Source organism: Streptomyces resistomycificus, assembly GCF_001514265.1.
GTDB classification, from domain to species: Bacteria; Actinomycetota; Actinomycetes; order Streptomycetales; family Streptomycetaceae; genus Streptomyces; species Streptomyces resistomycificus.
The window spans coordinates 237,410-256,911 of the sequence record NZ_KQ948998.1 but is presented as its reverse complement, the minus strand read 5'-3'; the positions used below and the strand labels follow the sequence as shown (position 1 = coordinate 256,911).

The window sequence follows — 19,502 nt, the reverse complement described above, 5'->3', positions numbered from 1 at the left end:
ACATGTCCAAGCACACGCTCTCCGTCCTGGTGGAGAACACGCCCGGCATCCTCGCCCGGATCGCCGCCCTGTTCTCCCGCCGAGGCTTCAACATCGACTCGCTCGCCGTGGGCGTCACCGAGCACCCGGAGATCTCCCGTATCACCATCGTGGTGAACGTGATCGAGGAACTGCCGCTCGAGCAGGTCACCAAGCAGCTCAACAAGCTCGTCAACGTGCTGAAGATCGTCGAGCTGGAGCCGGGCTCCGCCGTCCAGCGTGAACTCGTTCTGGTGAAGGTGCGCGCCGACAACGAGACGCGCTCCCAGATCGTCGAGATCGTCCAGCTGTTCCGCGCCAAGACGGTCGACGTCTCCCCCGAGGCCGTCACCATCGAGGCGACCGGCAGCAGTGACAAGCTGTCCGCGATGCTCAAGATGCTGGAGCCGTTCGGCATCAAGGAACTCGTCCAGTCGGGCACCATCGCGATCGGACGCGGGTCGCGTTCGATCACGGACCGGTCGCTGCGCGCCCTCGACCGGTCGGCATAACGACGTGTCCGGGCGGTCGGCGACCACCGACCGCCCGTATACCGAGACCCCGAAACTTCACTTCCGCCCGCCGTCATACGGTGGAACGCAACACCTGCACACAAGGAGAGAACCCAAAGTGGCCGAGCTGTTCTACGACGCCGACGCCGACCTGTCCATCATCCAGGGCCGCAAGGTCGCGGTCATCGGTTACGGCAGCCAGGGCCACGCCCACGCGCTGTCGCTCCGTGACTCGGGTGTCGACGTGCGTGTCGGTCTGCACGAGGGCTCCAAGTCCAAGGCGAAGGCCGAGGAGCAGGGGCTGCGCGTGGTGACCCCGGCCGAGGCCGCCACCGAGGCCGACGTCATCATGATCCTCGTCCCGGACCCGATCCAGGCCCAGGTCTACGAGGAGTCCATCAAGGACAACCTCAAGGAGGGCGACGCCCTCTTCTTCGGCCACGGTCTGAACATCCGCTTCGACTTCATCAAGCCCCCGGCCGGCATCGACGTCTGCATGGTCGCCCCCAAGGGCCCGGGCCACCTCGTCCGTCGCCAGTACGAGGAGGGCCGCGGCGTTCCGTGTATCGCGGCCGTCGAGCAGGACGCCACCGGCAACGCCTTCGCGCTGGCCCTGTCGTACGCCAAGGGCATCGGCGGCACCCGCGCCGGCGTCATCAAGACCACCTTCACCGAGGAGACCGAGACCGACCTGTTCGGTGAGCAGGCCGTCCTCTGCGGTGGTACGGCCGCGCTGGTCAAGGCCGGCTTCGAGACGCTGACGGAGGCGGGCTACCAGCCGGAGATCGCCTACTTCGAGTGCCTCCACGAGCTGAAGCTGATCGTCGACCTCATGTACGAGGGCGGCCTGGAGAAGATGCGCTGGTCCGTCTCCGAGACCGCCGAGTGGGGCGACTACGTCACCGGCCCGCGCATCATCACCGACGCCACCAAGGCCGAGATGAAGAAGGTCCTCGCCGAGATCCAGGACGGCACCTTCGCCCGTGAGTGGATGGCCGAGTACCACGGCGGCCTGAAGAAGTACAACGAGTACAAGACCCAGGACGAGAACCACCTCCTGGAGACCACCGGCAAGGAGCTGCGCAAGCTCATGTCGTGGGTCAACGACGACGAGGCGTAGGCCCTCAGCCCGAAGGGGCCGGAGCATCCGTTCCGGCCCCTTCGGCGCACCGGGTGACGCCCGCCCCCGCCGGGTGTCGTCCCACCTGTCCGGCCACGGACGGGTGATCCTTCCGCCGAGGCGTAAGACGACCTCAGCCGCGCCACTACACTGCCGTACTACATACGCGTCAGGCCCACAGCGTCGTGCGTCTTCCACGCGGCTAGCAACCCTCCACCGCATGCGGCCGTCGGGACGGCCGTCCGCATTGGACATGTGAGGACTCACGTGAGCTCGAAACCAGTCGTACTCATCGCTGAAGAGCTGTCGCCCGCCACCGTCGACGCGCTCGGGCCGGACTTCGAGATCCGGCACTGCAACGGCGCCGACCGCGCCGAACTGCTCCCCGCCATCGCCGAGGTCGACGCCATCCTGGTCCGTTCGGCCACCAAGGTCGACGCCGAGGCCATCGCCGCCGCCAACAAGCTGAAGGTCGTCGCTCGAGCCGGCGTCGGCCTGGACAACGTCGACGTCTCCGCCGCCACCAAGGCCGGTGTGATGGTCGTCAACGCCCCCACCTCTAACATCGTCACCGCCGCCGAGCTGGCCTGCGGACTGCTGGTCGCGACCGCGCGCCACATCCCCCAGGCCAACACCGCCCTGAAGAACGGCGAGTGGAAGCGCAGCAAGTACACGGGTGTGGAGCTCGCCGAGAAGACCCTCGGTGTCGTCGGTCTCGGCCGCATCGGCGCGCTCGTCGCCCAGCGCATGTCGGCCTTCGGCATGAAGGTCGTCGCCTACGACCCCTACGTGCAGCCCGCGCGGGCCGCGCAGATGGGCGTCAAGGTGCTGTCGCTCGACGAGCTGCTCGAGGTCGCCGACTTCATCACCGTGCACCTGCCGAAGACCCCCGAGACCCTCGGTCTCATCGGCGACGAGGCGCTGCACAAGGTCAAGCCGTCGGTGCGCATCGTGAACGCCGCGCGCGGCGGGATCGTCGACGAGGAGGCGCTGTACTCCGCGCTCAAGGAGGGCCGCGTCGCCGGCGCCGGCCTGGACGTGTACGCGAAGGAGCCGTGCACCGACTCGCCGCTGTTCGAGCTGGACCAGGTCGTGTGCACCCCGCACCTCGGCGCGTCCACCGACGAGGCGCAGGAGAAGGCCGGTATCGCGGTCGCCCGCTCGGTGCGCCTCGCCCTCGCCGGTGAGCTCGTGCCGGACGCGGTGAACGTCCAGGGCGGTGTCATCGCCGAGGACGTCAAGCCGGGTCTGCCGCTCGCCGAGCGCCTCGGCCGGATCTTCACGGCGCTCGCCGGTGAGGTCGCGGTCCGCCTCGACGTCGAGGTCTACGGCGAGATCACCCAGCATGACGTGAAGGTGCTGGAGCTCAGCGCCCTCAAGGGTGTCTTCGAGGACGTCGTCGACGAGACGGTGTCGTACGTCAACGCCCCGCTGTTCGCGCAGGAGCGCGGTGTCGAGGTGCGGCTGACGACCAGCTCGGAGTCGGCCGACCACCGTAACGTCGTGACCGTGCGCGGCACGCTCGGCAACGGCGAGGAGGTGTCGGTGTCCGGCACGCTGGCCGGCCCGAAGCACCTGCAGAAGATCGTCGCCGTCGGCGAGTACGACGTGGATCTCGCGCTCGCCGACCACATGGTCGTCCTCAAGTACGAGGACCGTCCGGGTGTCGTGGGCACCGTGGGCCGTGTCTTCGGCGAGGCCGGCATCAACATCGCCGGCATGCAGGTGTCGCGTGCGGTGGCCGGCGGCGAGGCGCTGGCCGTGCTGACCGTGGACGACACGGTGCCGGCCGGAGTGCTGACCGAGGTCGCCGAGGAGATCGGCGCGACGTCCGCTCGCGCCGTGAACCTCGTCTGACATCACCACCCGGGGGCCGCGCTCCCGGGAGGAGCTTCAGACGCCGGACGGGCTGAGATCACTCGGCTCGTCCGGCGTCCTGCTGTGCGCGTGCAGCCCCCGCAGCGTCACCGCCGCAACCGCCGCCGCCCCCGCCAGGACCACCGCCCCCGCGATCGCCGCTCCCTGCATCCCGCTGGTGAACGCCTCCCGGGCCGCGGCCGCCAGCCCGGGCACCCGGTCGGCGACCGCCAGCGCTCCTCCCAGCGTCTCGTGGGCCGCCTCCGGTGCCGAGGCCGGGATCTCGTGGCGGTAGACCGCCGTACCGATCGACCCGAGCAGCGCCATGCCCAGCGCGCCGCCGAACTCCGCGCCCGTCTCCATCAGTGAGGACGCGCTGCCCGCCCGTTCGACCGGGGCGCTGCCCATCGCGAGGTCCATGATCTGGGACATCACGGTGACGCCGCCGACCGCGAGGACACCGCAGGACGTCAGCACCAGCCCCATCGAGTCCGTACCGGCGAGGGCGAGCAGCGCGAAGCCGCCCGCGGCGATCGCGAAGCCCGCGGTGACGACGTGCGCGCGGTCGACGCCCCTGAGGACCAGGGCGGTCGCGGCCGGCGCCGCGGCCCCGATCGGCAGCGACGGCAGCAGCGCCCACAGGGCCGCCTCCAGCGCGCTCTTGTCGAGCACCGACTGCAGGTACTGCGTGGTGAAGTAGGCCGACCCCATGATCCCGAACGCCGAGACGAGGTTCAGGGCGACGGACGGCGCGAAGCCGCGGCCGCGGAACAGGGCGGGGTCGATCATCGGCGAGTCCACGGTGCGCTGGCGGCGCACGAACAAGGCCGCGAAGAGCAGTCCGACGGTGATCGAGACGACGTAGCGGACGTTCCAGCCCTCCGAGGGGATCTCCTTCAGGCCGTAGATCACGGGGAGCACGGCGGCCATCGACAGGGGGACGCCCAGCCAGTCGAAGCGGCCGGGGGCGGGGTTCCTCGACTCGGGGAGCAGCACCGGGCCCAGGGCCAGCAGCAGGGCCATGGCGGGCAGGTTGACCAGGAAGACCGAGCCCCACCAGAAGAACTCGACCAGGACACCGCTCATCACCGAGCCGAGTGCGATCCCGGCCGTCATCACGCCGGACCACATGCCGATCGCCTTCGCGCGCTGGCCGGGGTCGGTGAACATGGTGCGCAGCAGGGCCATCGTCGACGGCATCAGCGTGGCGCCGCCGATGCCGAGGAGCGCGCGGGCCGCGATCAGGGTCTCGGCGCTGTTCGCGTACGCCGCCACCAGTGAGGCGGTGCCGAAGGCGGCGGCGCCGGTCAGCAGGAGCCTGCGGTGGCCGACGCGGTCGCCGAGCGAGCCCATCGTCATCAGCAGTCCGGCCAGCACGAACGCGTAGATGTCGAAGATCCACAGCTGTTGGGTGCCGCTCGGGGCCAGGTCCGCGCTGATCGCCGGGATGGCGAAGTAGAGCACGGAGACATCCATCGAGACCAGCAGCAGCGGGAGCATCAGCACGCCGAGGGCGGTCCATTCGCGGCGCCCGGCTCGGGCGGGGGGCGGGGCGGTGCTCGTCGGGTTCGTCGTCATGCCGAGGAATGTACGCACGTATTAAACGTCTGTCTAGAACGCTTGTGTAATACGTGCGTCTAGGACGGTTGTATGGGGCGGCGGTAGGGTGGGCCGCATGGGACACCGTGAGGATCTGCTCGAAGGCGCCAAGCGCTGCCTGCTGCAGAAGGGCTTCGCGCGGACGACGGCGCGCGACATCGTCAAGGAGTCGGGGACCAACCTCGCCTCGATCGGCTATCACTACGGCTCGAAGGGCGCGCTGCTGGCCCAGGCGTACGTCTCGCTGGTCGAGGGGATGGGCGACGCGTTCGAGGGGGGCGAGGCCGGCCTGAGCGCCACCGAGCCCGGTTCCCTCGAACGGTTCCAGGAGGTGTGGTCGAACATCATCGGCACCATGCGGCAGCCGGGTTCCCTCTGGCACCTCAGCATGGAGGTCGTCACCATGGGCGACCAGCTGCCCGAGGTGCGTGACCACCTGGCCCGCGCCCAGCGGGAGGCCGGGCGCGGCCTGATCCCGCTGCTCATGGGCGGCCGCGAGGAGGACGTCTCCGACGAGACCGCCGACACCGTCGGCATGTTGTACGTGACCCTGATGACGGGCCTCATCGCGCAGTGGACCTTCGACCCGAAGACCGCGCCCGGTGCGGAGCAGATCGCGGAGGGTCTGCGCCAGGTGATCGCCGCGGCTACGAAGCGCTGATCCGCCCGGCCCGCATCTCCAGCACCCGGTCCGCGAAGTGCCGTACGACCGCCCGGTCGTGGCAGATGAACAGGTAGCCGAGGCCGAGCTCGTCCCGCAGGTCGGCCAGCAGGTTCAGCACGCCGGCCCGCACGGACGGGTCGAGGGCCGAGACCGGTTCGTCGAGGACCAGCAGACGTGGCTCGGAGGCGAGCGCCCGGGCGATGCCGGCGCGCTGGCACTGGCCGCCGGAGAGCTCGTGCGGGTACCGGTCCCCGTACGACGGGTCGAGACCGACCCGGTCGAGGAGTTCGGCCACCCGCGCCGGGCCGGCCCCCGCGCTCCAGCGGCCCTGCACCTTCAGCGGTTCCGCCACCGCGTCACGGATGCGGTGGCGGGGGCTGAGGGAGCCGTACGGATCCTGGAACACGGGCTGCATAAGCGGACGGAGGGGGCGGAGCTCGCCTTCCGTAAGGGTCGTCAACTCCCGTCCCTCGAAGCGCACTTCACCGGCGTCCGGTCGGCGCAGCACAAGCACGGCCAAGGCGGTGGAGGACTTGCCGCAGCCGGAGGGGCCGTTGAGGGCGAGGGTCTCTCCGGCCCGCAGGGTGAAGGAGACGTGATCCACCGCCGTGAGGGGGCCGTATCGGACGACGAGATCGCGGACGTCAAGAAGCGGCATGCGGCTCCTCCCGGAACAACTCGACCGCGGGGTGGGGGATTTCGGCCTGGCGGTGGCAGGCCACGAGCCGTTCGTCCAGCCGCTGCGGCTCCGGTTCCTCGTGGTGACAGGCGTCCGCGGCCAGCGGGCAGCGCGGGGCGAAGGCGCAGCCCTCGGGCAACGCGCCCGGCGCGGGCGGGGTGCCGGGAAGGGTGGGCAGGCGGCGGCCGGCGGGGGCGTACCGGGGGAGGGACGCCAGCAGGCCCGCCGTGTAGGGGGCCAGGGGGCGGCCCAACACCTCCTTGGCCGGGCCCAGTTCGGTCAGTCGTCCGGCGTACATGACCAGCGCGCGGTCGGCGTGCCGGCCCACCACCTCCAGATCGTGGGTGACCAGCACGAGCGCCGCCCCGACCGCCTCCCGCTGCTCGCCGAGGACGCTCAGGACCTGCTCCCGGCGTTCCTCGTCGAGGGCGGTGGTCGGTTCGTCGGCGACCAGGACGTCGGGTGCGTTGACGGTAGCCATCGCGATGACCGCCCGCTGCCGCATGCCGCCGGAGTACTCGTGCGGATACGCCCGCGCCTTGCGGGCGGCGTCCGGGATGCCCACGCGGTCGAGTGCGGCCACCGCCCGGGCCCGGGCCTCCTTGCGCGACACACGGGTCACGGACCTCACCGCGGCGGCGAGTTGGTCCCCCACGGTGTGCACGGGGGAGAGGGCGGACAGCGCGTCCTGCGGGACCAGGGCGATGCGCCGGCCGCGCTGGGCCGCGAGGTCGGTCTCGCCGAGCAGCCGGACGGTCCCGCTCGTCGTCGCGTCCGGCGGCAGCATCCCCAGCAGCGCCCGGGCCGTGAGGGACTTGCCCGCGCCCGACTCGCCGACCACGGCGAGGACTTCGCGCGGGCGGACGTCGAAGGACAGGCCGCGCACGGCCTCGACGCCGTCGAAGGCGATCCGCAGATCGCGTACCGACAGCAGGGGCTCAGGCCGCAACGAGGGCCTCCTTCTTCGTGACGCGTCGAGTGGTCCGACGGCCCTGTGCGTACGCCGCGCCCGACACCGCGAGACCGGCCAGCAGGGCCAGCGCCACCGCCGGGGCGAGCGCCGCCCACGGGGCGCGTTCCACGTAGGCGCGGGACTCGTCGAGCAGCAGGCCCCACTCCGGGGCGGGCGGCTGGGCGCCCAGGCCGAGGAAGCCGAGGGAGGCCAGGGCGAGGGCGATGCCGGGCAGCCGGAGCAGGGCGTGCCGGGCCACGGGCGCCGCCACCGACGGAAGCACGTGCCGGGTGAGGATCCACCACGGCGACGCGCCGATGGCCCGCTGGGCGGTGAGGAACGCGGACGCGCGCACCTCCTGCACCAGGGCCGCCGCGTGTGCGGCCAGGGGCGGCCAGGAGATCAGCGCGACCGCGAGGGCCGCCCCGCCGGTGCCGGGCCCGGCCACCGCGGCGACCAGGATGCCGACGATCACCGGAGGCAGGGCGTTGGCGATGTCCGCCGCGCCGGCCGCGACGCCGGGCAGGAAGCCGAGTGTCAGGGCGACCAGCAGGCTCAGCAGGCAGACGGCCGCCGCCGTGCCGACCGTGGGGGCGGCGCCGTGTCCGAGCCGGGCGAGTACGTCGCGGCCCAGACCGTCGGTACCGAGCGGGTGCGACCAGGAGGGCGCGGCCAGCCGCGCGGTCGTGTCGAGGGCGTACGGGTCGCGCAGCAGGCCCCAGCCGATCGTCACGGCCAGCACCGTGAACAGGGCCAGCGGGATCACCGGGTGCGCGCGGACCGGCCGGGCCGGCGGCAGGGACAGCCCGGAGTCCCGCAGGGCCGGGCCCAGCAGCCGACGCCGTACCAGCGCCGCCGCCGCGCCGGTGACCAGACCGAGCAGCAGCAGGGCCAGGACGGCCCCCTGGAGCAGCGGCAGATCCTGGGACTTGGCCGCGCCGAGCGCCGTACGGCCGATGCCGGGCACGGCGAACACGGTCTCCACGGCCACCGCGCCGCCCGTCAGCCCCACCGCGACCATGCCGAACTGCGGTACCAGCGGCGGCAGTACGCGCTTGAGCGCGGCCGCCGAGACACTCCCGCGGCTGACTCCGGCCCCTCGCCACAACTCCACCCACCGCTCGTCCAGCACGGCCGGCAGCGCGTCCGCGACGAGCCGGCCGAGCAGACCGCCCGCCGGGACACCGAGGGCGAGCGCGGGCAGGACCATGTACAGCGGGCCCTGCCAGCCGGACGTCGGCAGCCATCCCAGCCACACCCCGCACACCAGCAGCGCGACCGTGGCCAGCAGGAACTCGGGCAGGGCCGCCAGCATCGCGGCCCAGGCCCCCGCCGACCCGCGCCCCCGGACCAGCACGGGCGCCACCAGCGCGCACGCCAGCAGCACCGCCACACCGAAGGCCACGCCCATCAGCGCCAGCGACACCTGGAGCCCGGAGGCGACCGAGGGCAGGACGTCGGTGCCGGAGACCCAGGACGTGCCGAGGTCCCCGCGCGCCAGGTCCGAGGCCCACTTCCCCAGCAGCGAGAGGGGACCGGCGTCGAGTCCGAGATCCTGGCGTACGGCGTCCAGCGCCTCCTCGGTCGGCTCCTGCTCGGCGGAGCGGGCCCGCAGGACCGTGAGGGCGGGGTCCCTGCCGGAGAGCCAGGGCAGCAGGCCCACGGTGGTCAGGACCGCGAGCAGGCACAGTGCCCGGGTCGCCCCGGCCGTGCCCGAGGGGAACGTGGGGCGCTTCACTTGAGGTGGGTGTCCGCCGTGACCAGCTCCCGCTCACGGGGGTCGTGGGCGGCGCCGACGACCGAGGCGGCGTCGCCCTGGATCACCCGCTCGTGCAGCATGGGCACGGCGGCGTCGGTGGCGAGCACGGCGGCCTCGGCCTGGATGACCGCCTTGCGCCGGGCCTCACCGCTGCGCGTGCCGCCCGCCTTCGTCAGGGCCCTGTCCACCCCGGAGTTCGCGAGCTGGGAGATGTTGAAGGAGCCGTCGGAGGCGAAGTCGCTGTAGAGGTAGGCGGCCGGGTCACCGGAGTCGAGGACGGTGGCCCGGGACAGGATGAACGCGTCGAACTCGCCCGCCAGCGCGTCGCTTTCGATGTTGGCGTACTCACGGACGTCGAGCCTGACCTTGAAGCCGGCCTTCTGGAGCTGCTGTTGCAGGGTGGCCGCCACCTCGGGCAGTTCGGCGCGGTCCGTGAAGGTGCCGATGGTGATGGTCTTCCCGGACGGGGCGCCCGCCTTGGCGCGGGACACCGGGGCGCGCAGTTCGGACGCCCAGGGCAGGGCGGGCCCCAGCAGTCCCTCGGCGACGTCGGCGCGTCCCTCGTACACACCCTTCACGATCGACTCGGCGTCGATCGCCTCGCGGGCGGCGGCGCGCAGCGAGGCGTCCTTGAAGGCGCCCTTCTCGGTGTTCAGATACAGCGTGTTGGTGCGCGGCATCGGGACCTCGGTGATCAGGTCCTCGTCGAGCAGCGCGGCCTGCGACACGGGCACCGCCTCGACGATGTCGGCCTCGCCGCTGCGCAGCGCGGCGGCGCGGGCGGTCCCGTCCGGCACGAACCTGACGTCGATTCCGGGGGCCTGGGCCTTGCCGCCCCAGTAGCCGTCGTAGCGGTCGAGGGTGGCGGAGGAGGTGCCGTCGACCCTGGTCAGCTCGAAGGGGCCGGTGCCGGCGCCGACCGGGTTCACCGTCTTCCCGGTGTACGCCTTCGCCGCGAGGATCGACAGCTGCGGGGAGCTGAGCCGCTGCGGGACGAGGGGGTCCTCGGTGCCGGTGGTGACGACGACCGTGTGTTCGCCCCGGGCCTTCGCCGTCAGGTCCACGCCGTCCAGGATGCGCGGCTTGGGGGAGGCGTCGGCGGCCTCGCCGAGCGAGCGGACGACGGTCTCGGCGGTCAGGTCCGTGCCGTCGTGGAAGGTGACGCCCTCTCTGAGGGTGAAGGTCCAACTCCTGCCCGACTGAGTCCACTTGGTGGCCAGCGCGGGCTCGGCGTCGCCGTCCTCGTCCAGCCGCACCAGCGTCTCGGCCGTCGACCAGCGGGACAGCTTGAACGCGTCGTCGGACAGCGGGGAGAGCCCCGAGCGCGGGGGCTGCATCATCGCGACACGTATTCGTTTGCCGCCCGCTTCGCCCTCCGTGGCCGACTCCGCGCCGGCGAAACAGCCGGTGAGCAGGGCGGAGACGGCCGCGACGGCGGTGGCGGGCAGCAGACGGCGGGCGGGCAGGCGCACAGGGCCCTCCGGGCAAAGGGGTGGTCAAGGGAGCGAGGTGACCGTAGCACGATGACAATCGTTTTCATCAACTGCGTCCCGGATGTCGGACCAGCGGCGGCGCCCGCTACAGCCGCGCCCCGCTACAGCCGCGCCCCCTTCAACGCCATGTGCAGCAACAGCCGGTCCTCCCCGTCGTCGAGGTCCAGGCCCGTCAGCTGCTCCACCCGCGAGAGCCGGTAGTAGAGCGTCTGCCGGTGGATGCCCAGTTCCGCCGCCGTGCGGCCGGCCTGCCCCGCGCAGTCCAGGTACACCTCGGCGGTGCGGGCCAGCTCGCGGTGGGCGGGGGAGAGGAGGGTGCGTACGGCGGGGTCCTGGACCGTCTCCGGGGGGAGCGAGGTCAGGAGGCGGTACGGGCCGATCGACGACCACTCGGCTACCGGGCCGAGGTGGGGTTCCGCGAGGGCGGCGCGGGCGGCTGCCGACGCCTCGTGCCAGGCGGTGCCCAGGTCGGCGAGGCCGGTGCGGGCGGCGGCGATCCCCGCGGCGACACCGGGAGGGACACTGGCGGCGGCCCTGGAGGCGGCCGGGGCGGCTGCCTTGGCGGAGTCCTGCTCGCCCCACGGTCCCTGCCGAGCCCGCTCCAGCAGCCGGCTCGCCGCCGAGGTCGCCGGCGTGAGGACGTCCGTCGAGCGCAGGCGCACCAGGAGGGCGAGGGAGGTGGCCGTCGCCCCCCAGGGAAGGGTGCACAGGGCCGTGGCCCCCGGCACCGTGCGGACGGAGGGGGCGTCGTCCGGGTCGGCGGAGGGCCACGGGGTCACGCAGACGACCGTGTGGAGGGTGTCGGCGCGCGGGCCGAGAGCGGTGCGCAGTTCGGCCACCGCCATGTCGCGCGGCCAGCCGCGTTCGGCGGTGAGCACCGCCCGCAGCTCCCGCGAGAGGTCCGCGCCGTGCTGTGCCTCGTCCGCGAGCAGCGCGCCGATCCGGGCGGTCACCTCCATCGCGGCCGTGAGCTGGAGCCCGGTCGGGCCCGGGTCGTCGTCCAGGAGCCAGACGTATCCGAGGGCGGCGCCCCGGTGGCGTACGGGCAGACAGATCCGGCCGCGGTAGACGCCCGCCTCAGGGGTGGGCGGAATGCGGACCGGACCGGTCGCCCGGGTGATGCCGAAGCCCTCGAACCAGGTCCGGACGGCGGCCGTGGAGCGCCGGGTGAGGATCGAGCGGGTGCGCACCGGGTCCAGGGCCGAGGCGTCGAGCTCGCCCTCGCTGTCGTAGGCGCCGAAGGCGATCAGCTCGAAGTCCCGGCTCTCGAGCGTCGCCGGGGTGCCGAGCAGCGCCGAGAGCTCGTCGACCAGCTCCTGGTAGTCGTCCTTGTGGTCCTTGTGGTCCGACGTCGTCACCCGGGCATTCTCCCGCATTTCGCGAGCCCTTCATACATCTGTCTGAGATCTGCGGCACGGATGCGTGACAGCTGTCGATGGCCGACGATCGGAGGGATCCTTAGGTTTCACGGTGGTTCTCCGTGCCGTTCCCGGATCGTCGGGAGGCGGCCTCATCTGGGTTGGTATGTGGAGGTGCCCCGTGTTGGGTCCCGTGATTCTCGCCGCGTCGCGCAGCGACCGGATGCGCCGCCTGATCTCGGCGGCGCCGGTGACCAAGCAGGTCGTCGACCGCTTCATTCCCGGTGAGACCGTGGACGAGGTCGTGCCGATCGTCCGGGAGCTGACGGACCGGGGCCTGGAGCTGACGATGGACGTCGTCGGCGAGGACATCACCACCCCCGAGCAGGCCGCCGCCGCGCGGGACGCGTACCTGGAGCTCGTCGACCGGCTGAAGCAGCTGGAGCTGGGCACCCGCGCCGAGATGTCGGTCAAGCTGTCCATGTTCGGACAGGCGCTGCCCGGCGGCCACGAACTGGCCCTCGCCAACGTCCGGCCCGTCGTCGAGGCCGCCGCCGCCATCGGGACGACCGTCACGCTCGACGCGGAGGACCACACCACCCTCGACTCGATGTTCGCCATCCACGACGAGCTGCGGAAGGACTTCCCGCAGACCGGCTGCGTCATCCAGGCCTACCTGTTCCGCACCGAGGCCGACGCCCGCCGCCTCGCCGAAAGCGGCAGCCGGGTCCGGCTGGTGAAGGGGGCGTACAAGGAGCCCGCCGAGGTCGCCTACCAGCACAAGCATGAGATCGACAAGGCGTACGTCCGGATCCTGAAGGTCCTGATGGAGGGCGAGGGGTACCCGATGATCGGGTCCCACGACCCGCGCCTGATCTCCATCGCCCAGGAGCTCGCCCGGCAGGCCGGCCGCAAGCTCGACGAGTACGAGTTCCAGATGCTGTACGGCATCAGGGGCGACGAGCACCTGCGGCTCGCCGCCGAGGGCCACCGGATGCGTGTCTACACCGCCTACGGCACCGACTGGTACGGCTACTTCATGAGGCGCCTCGCGGAGAAGCCCGCCAACCTGCGGTTCTTCGCACGAAGCATGATCACCAAGGGCTGAGCCCGCACCCCGCTCGACACACACCGCTCAAGAAGGAGTTACGGAACCCATGGACGCTGTGACCCAGGTCCCCACCCCCGTCAACGAGCCGGTGCACGGCTATGCCCCCGGCTCGCCCGAGCGCGCCCGGCTGGAAGCCAAGCTGAAGGAACTGGCCGAGAACCCCGTCGACCTGCCGATGACGATCGGCGGCCAGAAGCGACTGGGCGGCGGCGAGCGCTTCGACGTCGTGCAGCCGCACAACCACAAGGCCGTCCTCGGTACCTACGGCAACGCCACCCAGCAGGACGCCCAGGACGCCATCGACGCGGCCCTCGCCGCCGCGCCCGCCTGGCGTGCGATGGCCTTCGACGACCGTGCGGCGATCATCCTGCGCGCGGCCGAACTGCTGGCCGGCCCCTGGCGCGAGACGCTCGCCGCCTCCACCATGCTCGGCCAGTCCAAGACCGCCCAGCAGGCCGAGATCGACACCCCCTGCGAGCTCGTCGACTTCTGGCGCTTCAACGTCAAGTACGCCCGTGACCTGCTCGCCGAGCAGCCCCCGGCGAACTCCCCGGGCGTCTGGAACCGCCTCGACCACCGCCCCCTCGAGGGCTTCGTCTACGCGATCACGCCCTTCAACTTCACGGCGATCGCCGGCAACCTGCCGACCGCGCCCGCGCTGATGGGCAACGTGGTGGTGTGGAAGCCGTCGCCGACGCAGACCCACGCCGCCGTGCTGCTCATGCGGATCCTGGAGGAGGCCGGGCTGCCCAAGGGTGTCATCAACCTCGTCACCGGCGACGGCATCGAGGTCTCCAAGGTCGCCCTGGAGCACCGCGATCTCGCGGGCATCCACTTCACCGGCTCGACCAAGACCTTCCAGTACCTGTGGAAGACGGTCGGCAACAACATCGAGAAGTACCGCTCCTACCCGCGCCTGGTCGGCGAGACCGGCGGCAAGGACTTCGTCGTCGCCCACCCGAGCGCCGACCGGGCGATCCTGAAGACCGCTTTGACCCGTGGTGCCTTCGAGTACCAGGGCCAGAAGTGCAGCGCGACCTCCCGGGCGTACATCCCGGCCTCCATCTGGAACTCCGGTTTCAAGGAGGAGTTCGCCGCCGAGGTCGACTACCTCACCATGGGTGACGTCACCGACCTGTCGAACTTCATCGGCGCGGTCATCGACGAGCGGTCGTTCGCCAAGAACAAGGCGGCCATCGACCGCGCCAAGTCGGACCCCCACTGCACGATCGTCGCGGGCGGCTCGTACGACGACTCGACCGGCTACTTCGTCCGGCCGACCGTCATCGAGTGCACCGACCCGGAGAACGAGGTCTTCACCACGGAGTACTTCGGCCCGATCCTCGCCGTGCACGTCTACGAGGACGACCGGTACGACGAGATGCTGACGCAGATGGAGTCGGTGTCCGACTACGCGCTGACCGGCTCGGTAGTCTCGGGCGACCGCGCGGCGGCGGCGTACACGATGGAGAAGCTGCGCTACGCGGCCGGCAACTTCTACATCAACGACAAGTCGACCGGCGCCGTGGTCGGCCAGCAGCCCTTCGGCGGCGGCCGTGCCTCCGGCACCAACGACAAGGCCGGTGCCCCGCAGAACCTGATGCGCTGGACGCTCACCCGCGCCATCAAGGAGACGCTGGTCCCGCCGACCGACTACACGTACCCGCACATGGGCTGACACTCCCCCCACGGGAAACGGGCCAGGTCCTCGACCTGGCCCGTTCGTGTGTCCGCGTCGGTGAAACCGCAGCTCAGTGGGGTGTGAGCCACTGCACCGTCTCAGATAGTAGGAAGTCCGAGTAATTGTGGAGACAGGGGCGTGCTCCTCCCTTAGCTTTGTAGGAGCCGAACGTCTCGCTCGACCAAGCGAATGGCGGTCGAGAGCGCGCCCCGTGCAGGCAACCCCTGCGGCACAGCTCCCCGCCCCTTCCGGCGTCTCGCAATCCTCCGTGCACTCCAGGAATTCGAAGGAGTCGATTTCCCATGGCCGAGACGACCGCCCGCCGCCGAGTCCGTCGTATCTCCCGTACGCCCGAGTCCGACCGAAAGAACGCCGCAGCCGCCCTGCAGCGCGCCCTCGACCGCCGCGACAACGGCGGCGAGACCGGCCACTGAGCCGACCCACCTCTTCGTTCGAGCCGGGAGCCGCACCCGCTCGAGGTGCGGCGCGGTCTCAACCGCCGCGCCGCACCTCGAACCCGTCGACCCGCTCCCCGCTCTGCGCCAGCGCCGACACCTTCAGGCGCGGCCGCGCCCCGCTCTCCGCCTCGACCGAGAGGAAGGAGAAGCCCCGGTAGCGCACCCGCGACCACTCCACGGTCTCCGGCGCGGACTCCTTGTCCTTGCTCCAGGAGAAGGTGTCGACGGACTCGCGGTCCCTGACGTGCCCCTGGTAGCTCTCCTGCACGCCGTCCGGGAATCCGTACAGGTCCTTGCCGCCACCGCCCGCCGTGACGTACACGGTCCCGTCCCGGGTGGGGTCGGTGGTTCCGCCGATCGGGACCGTCCCGCCGACCTTCCCGTCCTTGACGGCGTCGGTGCGCTCGTAGACGTGGTTGTGCCCGTTGATCACCAGGTCCACCTGGTGCCGGTCGAACAGTGGCAGCCACGCGTCGCGCACACCGCCGTCGGAGGCGTGCGAGGAGGTCGAGTACGCGCAGTGGTGGAAGAAGACGACGACGAAGTCGACGCCCTCGGCCGCCCGCAGCTCGGTCAGCTTCCGGTCCAGCCAGGCCGTCTGCCTCCCGCCGCTGTAGCCGAGGTTGGCGGGGATCTCGTACGACACGTCGTTCGCGTCCAGCGCCACGAAGCCGACGTTGCCGTACGTGAAGGCGTACACGCCCGGGGCCGAGCGGGGGTCGAAGCCGTTGTCCGGGAGGGACCAGCGGGCCAGCTGGCCGCCGTAGCCGTCCGGTGAGTACCAGGCCTCCATGTCGTGGTTGCCGGTCGTCACCATCCAGGGCACGGACCTGGTGACCGGCTCGTTCTGCCGGAGGAACAGGTCCCAGAAGGCGGGGTCGTAGCCGTCCGACTTCTCACCCCGGCCGTTGACGTCGGCGTAGCAGATGTCACCTGCGTGCAGGTGGAAGGCCGGGTCCTGGCGGAGCAGGACGTGGTCGTTGGCGGCGGCCGCCTTGCTGACACCCTGGTCGCCGAAGGCGGTGAACACGAACCGCTCGGGGCTCGCCGGGGCGGTGCGGAAGGACGTGACGGTCCTGCGGTGCCGCGGCGACGCGGGATCGAGGCCGTCGTGTCCGACGCCGTAGTAGTACGTCGTGCCGGGGCGCAGGCCGTCCAGGGCCGCGTGCAGGTAGTACTGGTCGAGCGCCGGCCGTACGCCCGTCACTCCCGGCGTGTGCAGGTCGCGGACCTCGGCCTCGATCCGGCGGCTCAGGTCGTCGGGTCGCGTGCCGATGCGGACGTACGGCTTCCGTACGGCGAGCGGCACCTGCCAGGAGATCCGCATCTGGGTCTTCGGGTCGGTGCCGAAGGCGAGATGGCGGCCGAAGGGCGCGATGACAGAACCGTGGACAGCCCCGCGAGAGGAGGCGCTCGCCGACGCCGACGCGGCGGCCGAGGATCCGGACCCGGAGGAGGAGCAGCCGGTCAGCAGCCCGCCCGCCACCGCGCCGGCCGTCACCAGCGTGCGGCGCCGGGTCAGCCTGGTGCGCAGGTACTCGTACTGCTCCGCCATGCTCATCCGACGCGCGAGCTGCGGGGGAATGCCGAAGTCCGGTGTGTCCATGCCGGTGAACTTCCCATCGCAGCCCAACACCCGCCACACATACGGGTGAACGCCAACGGAACGAACGACACCGTCCCCCCGTGTGGGTGTCCGTATCGCGGACGGAGCGTGTCATCCCATGGGACAAGGAGTACGGTGCCGACATGTCTCGCAGCATCAATCTCGCAGTGATCCCCGGTGACGGCATCGGGCAGGAAGTCGTGGCCGAAGGCCTGAAGGTCCTCTCCGCCGTCCTCCCGCAGGATGTGAAGCTGGAGACCAAGGAGTACGACTTCGGCGCCACGCGCTACCACGCCACCGGTGAGACCCTCACCGACGCGGACGCCGAGGCCCTCAAGCAGCACGACGCGATCCTGCTCGGCGCGATCGGCGACCCGTCGGTCCCGTCCGGCGTCCTGGAGCGCGGCTTCCTGCTGAAGCTCCGCTTCCTCTTCGACCACCACGTCAACCTGCGTCCGTCGAAGCTGCTGCCGGGTGTCGCCACCCCGCTGGCCGGCGAGCCGGAGATCGACTTCGTCGTGGTCCGTGAGGGCACCGAGGGCCCGTACACCGGCAACGGCGGCACCATCCGCAAGGGCACCCCGCACGAGGTCGCCACCGAGGTCTCGGTCAACACCGCCTTCGGTGTCGAGCGCGTGGTCCGTGACGCCTTCGCCCGCGCCCAGGCCCGCCCCCGCAAGAAGCTCGCACTGATCCACAAGAACAACGTGCTGACCTTCGCCGGGCACCTGTGGACCGACATCTTCAACAAGGTGGCCGCGGAGTTCCCCGACGTCACCACCGAGTACATGCACGTGGACGCGGCGACCATCTACCTGGTCACGCAGCCCGAGCGCTTCGACGTGATCGTCACCGACAACCTCTTCGGCGACATCATCACCGACCTTGCCGCGGCCGTCTCCGGCGGCATCGGCGTCGCCGCGAGCGGCAACATCAACCCCTCCGGCGAGTTCCCCTCGATGTTCGAGCCCGTGCACGGCTCGGCCCCGGACATCGCCGGCCAGGGCAAGGCCGACCCCACCGCCACGGTCCTGTCCGTCGGCCTCCTGCTGCGCCACCTCGGCTACGAGGCCGAGGCGGCCCGCATCGAGGACGCCGTCTCCGCCGACCTCGCGGAGCGCACCGGCAAGCCCGCCCGTTCCACCACGGAGATCGGCGACGCCCTCGCCGTACGAGTAGCCGGCTGACCCGCCGCGCTCCTCGATCTCCCCAGCGAGATCTCCCCAAGCCGCCGGGTCACTCGTACCCGGCGGCTTTCGCATGTCCCCGCCGGGTGCCACCATCATCCCCTGGGTCGCATTCACGCTGTTTTCGTCCTCGGCCTCCGTCGCGCGATAATCGAACGCGGAGCCGCGGAATGAGGGAATGCTCGGACGTCCTAGCACTGGCCACTGGCAGTACGGGCGTGAGCGCGGCCCGTCACCATCCGACCGGTGCTGCATCTCCCGGGGGCAATCCCCGGACCCCCGGCAGAAGGACGCGGGGTAGCCCAGACGTTCGCCAGGAAGCGAAGGACATCACACTCATGACGACGCCCACGATCGAGCTCAAGCCCTCGGCCTCGCCACTTTCCGACGCGGAGCGCGAGGCGATCCTGGCCGACCCCGGATTCGGCCGCCACTTCACCGACCACATGGTGGTCATCAAGTGGACCGAGGGACGCGGCTGGCACGACGGCCAGCTCGTCCCGTACGCGCCGCTCTCCATCGACCCGGCGACCATGGTCCTGCACTACGCGCAGGAGATCTTCGAGGGCCTCAAGGCCTACCGCCAGCCCGACGGCTCCGTCGCCAGCTTCCGCCCCGAGAAGAACGCGGCCCGCTTCCAGGCCTCCGCGCGCCGCCTCGGCATGCCGGAACTGCCGGTCGAGACGTTCATCGAGGCGTGCGACGCCCTCGTCCGCCAGGACCAGGCCTGGGTGCCGGCACACGGCGGCGAGGAGTCCCTCTACCTGCGCCCCTTCATGATCGCGACCGAGGTCGGCCTGGGCGTGAAGCCGGCCAACGAGTACCTCTTCCTGGTCATCGCCTCCCCGGCCGGCGCCTACTTCCCCGGCGGCGTCAAGCCCGTCTCCATCTGGCTCTCCGAGGACCGCGTCCGCGCCGTCCCCGGCGGCATGGGCGACGCCAAGACGGGCGGCAACTACGCGGCCTCGCTGCTCGCCCAGGCGGAGGCGGCGGCCAAGGGCTGCGACCAGGTCTGCTACCTCGACGCGGTCGAGCACAAGTGGATCGAGGAACTCGGCGGCATGAACCTGTACTTCGTGTACGGGGACAGGATCGTCACGCCCTCGCTGACCGGTTCCATCCTGGAGGGCGTCACCCGCGACAGCCTCCTCACCGTCGCCCGCGACCTCGGCTACGAGTCCGAGGAGGGCCGCGTCTCCATCGACCAGTGGCAGCGTGACGCCGAGAACGGCAGCCTCACCGAGGTCTTCGCCTGCGGCACCGCCGCCGTCATCACCCCCGTCGGCACGGTCAAGCGCGCCACCGCCGAGTGGCGGCAGTCCGGCGGCGAGCCCGGCGAGGTCACCCTGAAGCTGCGCCAGGCGCTGCTGGACGTCCAGCGGGGGACGACGCCGGACAAGCACGGCTGGATGCACCGGCTGGGCTGAGGCCGCCCACGCACCTCGTGG

At 71.3% G+C, this 19,502-nt stretch carries 16 protein-coding genes; 9 read left to right on the top strand and 7 right to left on the bottom strand.

Translation table 11 applies throughout. The annotated features are described in order from the left end of the window. The first annotated feature begins 2 nt into the window (after window positions 1–2). The 3 genes from ilvN to serA all read left to right on the top strand — a co-directional run bounded on the left by ilvN (window position 3) and on the right by serA (window position 3,507). Window positions 3–530, top strand: coding sequence for an acetolactate synthase small subunit (gene ilvN / locus AQJ84_RS30145; RefSeq protein WP_030040507.1), 528 nt, complete (start codon window positions 3–5; stop codon window positions 528–530). Between the two features lie 118 nt (window positions 531–648). Continuing rightward, window positions 649–1,650: a ketol-acid reductoisomerase gene (gene ilvC / locus AQJ84_RS30140; RefSeq protein WP_030040506.1), complete on the top strand. Its 1,002-nt coding sequence runs from the start codon at window positions 649–651 to the stop codon at window positions 1,648–1,650. A gap of 267 nt (window positions 1,651–1,917) precedes the next feature. After that, window positions 1,918–3,507 carry a phosphoglycerate dehydrogenase gene (gene serA / locus AQJ84_RS30135; RefSeq protein ID WP_030040505.1) on the top strand — a complete coding sequence of 530 codons (1,590 nt, stop codon included), beginning with the start codon at window positions 1,918–1,920 and terminating at the stop codon, window positions 3,505–3,507. A gap of 36 nt (window positions 3,508–3,543) precedes the next feature. Here the strand turns inward: serA and AQJ84_RS30130 are convergent, their stop codons facing one another. Next, the gene (locus tag AQJ84_RS30130) at window positions 3,544–5,085 is read right to left on the bottom strand and encodes an MFS transporter (protein ID WP_053191566.1); all 1,542 of its coding nucleotides are present in this window, start codon (window positions 5,083–5,085) and stop codon (window positions 3,544–3,546) included. A gap of 97 nt (window positions 5,086–5,182) precedes the next feature. Between AQJ84_RS30130 and AQJ84_RS30125 the strand changes: the two genes are divergently transcribed. After that, the gene (locus AQJ84_RS30125) at window positions 5,183–5,767 is read left to right on the top strand and encodes a TetR/AcrR family transcriptional regulator (protein ID WP_030040502.1); all 585 of its coding nucleotides are present in this window, start codon (window positions 5,183–5,185) and stop codon (window positions 5,765–5,767) included. Here AQJ84_RS30125 and AQJ84_RS30120 read toward each other — a convergent pair. The 5 genes from AQJ84_RS30120 to AQJ84_RS30100 all read right to left on the bottom strand — a co-directional run bounded on the left by AQJ84_RS30120 (window position 5,754) and on the right by AQJ84_RS30100 (window position 12,029). Beyond that, window positions 5,754–6,428: an ATP-binding cassette domain-containing protein gene (locus tag AQJ84_RS30120; RefSeq protein ID WP_030040501.1), complete on the bottom strand. Its 675-nt coding sequence runs from the start codon at window positions 6,426–6,428 to the stop codon at window positions 5,754–5,756. The genes AQJ84_RS30125 and AQJ84_RS30120 overlap by 14 nt on opposite strands. Beyond that, window positions 6,415–7,398, bottom strand: a complete 984-nt coding sequence (locus AQJ84_RS30115; protein ID WP_053191565.1) for an ABC transporter ATP-binding protein — start codon at window positions 7,396–7,398, stop codon at window positions 6,415–6,417. Before AQJ84_RS30115 ends, AQJ84_RS30120 begins: the two co-directional genes overlap by 14 nt. Then, on the bottom strand, window positions 7,388–9,139 hold the full coding sequence (locus tag AQJ84_RS30110) for an ABC transporter permease subunit (RefSeq protein ID WP_053191563.1): 1,752 nt from the start codon (window positions 9,137–9,139) through the stop codon (window positions 7,388–7,390). The genes AQJ84_RS30115 and AQJ84_RS30110 overlap by 11 nt, the downstream gene beginning before the upstream one ends. Then, window positions 9,136–10,632, bottom strand: coding sequence for an ABC transporter substrate-binding protein (locus tag AQJ84_RS30105; protein WP_030040497.1), 1,497 nt, complete (start codon window positions 10,630–10,632; stop codon window positions 9,136–9,138). Before AQJ84_RS30105 ends, AQJ84_RS30110 begins: the two co-directional genes overlap by 4 nt. Window positions 10,633–10,754: 122 nt before the next feature. Next, window positions 10,755–12,029, bottom strand: coding sequence for a PucR family transcriptional regulator (locus tag AQJ84_RS30100; RefSeq protein WP_053191561.1), 1,275 nt, complete (start codon window positions 12,027–12,029; stop codon window positions 10,755–10,757). Window positions 12,030–12,192: 163 nt separating this feature from the next. Between AQJ84_RS30100 and AQJ84_RS30095 the strand changes: the two genes are divergently transcribed. From AQJ84_RS30095 to AQJ84_RS44795, 3 genes are all read left to right on the top strand, one after another. Next, window positions 12,193–13,119 (top strand): proline dehydrogenase family protein, encoded by a 927-nt coding sequence (locus AQJ84_RS30095; protein WP_030040495.1) that lies wholly within the window; start codon window positions 12,193–12,195, stop codon window positions 13,117–13,119. A gap of 49 nt (window positions 13,120–13,168) precedes the next feature. After that, the gene (gene pruA, locus AQJ84_RS30090) at window positions 13,169–14,800 is read left to right on the top strand and encodes an L-glutamate gamma-semialdehyde dehydrogenase (protein ID WP_030040494.1); all 1,632 of its coding nucleotides are present in this window, start codon (window positions 13,169–13,171) and stop codon (window positions 14,798–14,800) included. A gap of 305 nt (window positions 14,801–15,105) precedes the next feature. After that, window positions 15,106–15,237 carry a hypothetical protein gene (locus AQJ84_RS44795; protein WP_107082724.1) on the top strand — a complete coding sequence of 44 codons (132 nt, stop codon included), beginning with the start codon at window positions 15,106–15,108 and terminating at the stop codon, window positions 15,235–15,237. Between the two features lie 58 nt (window positions 15,238–15,295). On the opposite strand, the gene AQJ84_RS30085 is transcribed toward AQJ84_RS44795, so the two are convergent. Further along, window positions 15,296–16,867 (bottom strand): purple acid phosphatase family protein, encoded by a 1,572-nt coding sequence (locus tag AQJ84_RS30085; protein ID WP_053191559.1) that lies wholly within the window; start codon window positions 16,865–16,867, stop codon window positions 15,296–15,298. Window positions 16,868–17,010: 143 nt separating this feature from the next. On the opposite strand from AQJ84_RS30085, the gene AQJ84_RS30080 reads away from it, so the two are divergent. Both AQJ84_RS30080 and AQJ84_RS30075 read left to right on the top strand, forming a co-directional pair. Next, window positions 17,011–18,054 (top strand): 3-isopropylmalate dehydrogenase, encoded by a 1,044-nt coding sequence (locus AQJ84_RS30080; RefSeq protein ID WP_030040492.1) that lies wholly within the window; start codon window positions 17,011–17,013, stop codon window positions 18,052–18,054. Window positions 18,055–18,392: 338 nt separating this feature from the next. Continuing rightward, window positions 18,393–19,481, top strand: coding sequence for a branched-chain amino acid aminotransferase (locus AQJ84_RS30075; protein ID WP_053191557.1), 1,089 nt, complete (start codon window positions 18,393–18,395; stop codon window positions 19,479–19,481). Window positions 19,482–19,502: the final 21 nt, after the last annotated feature.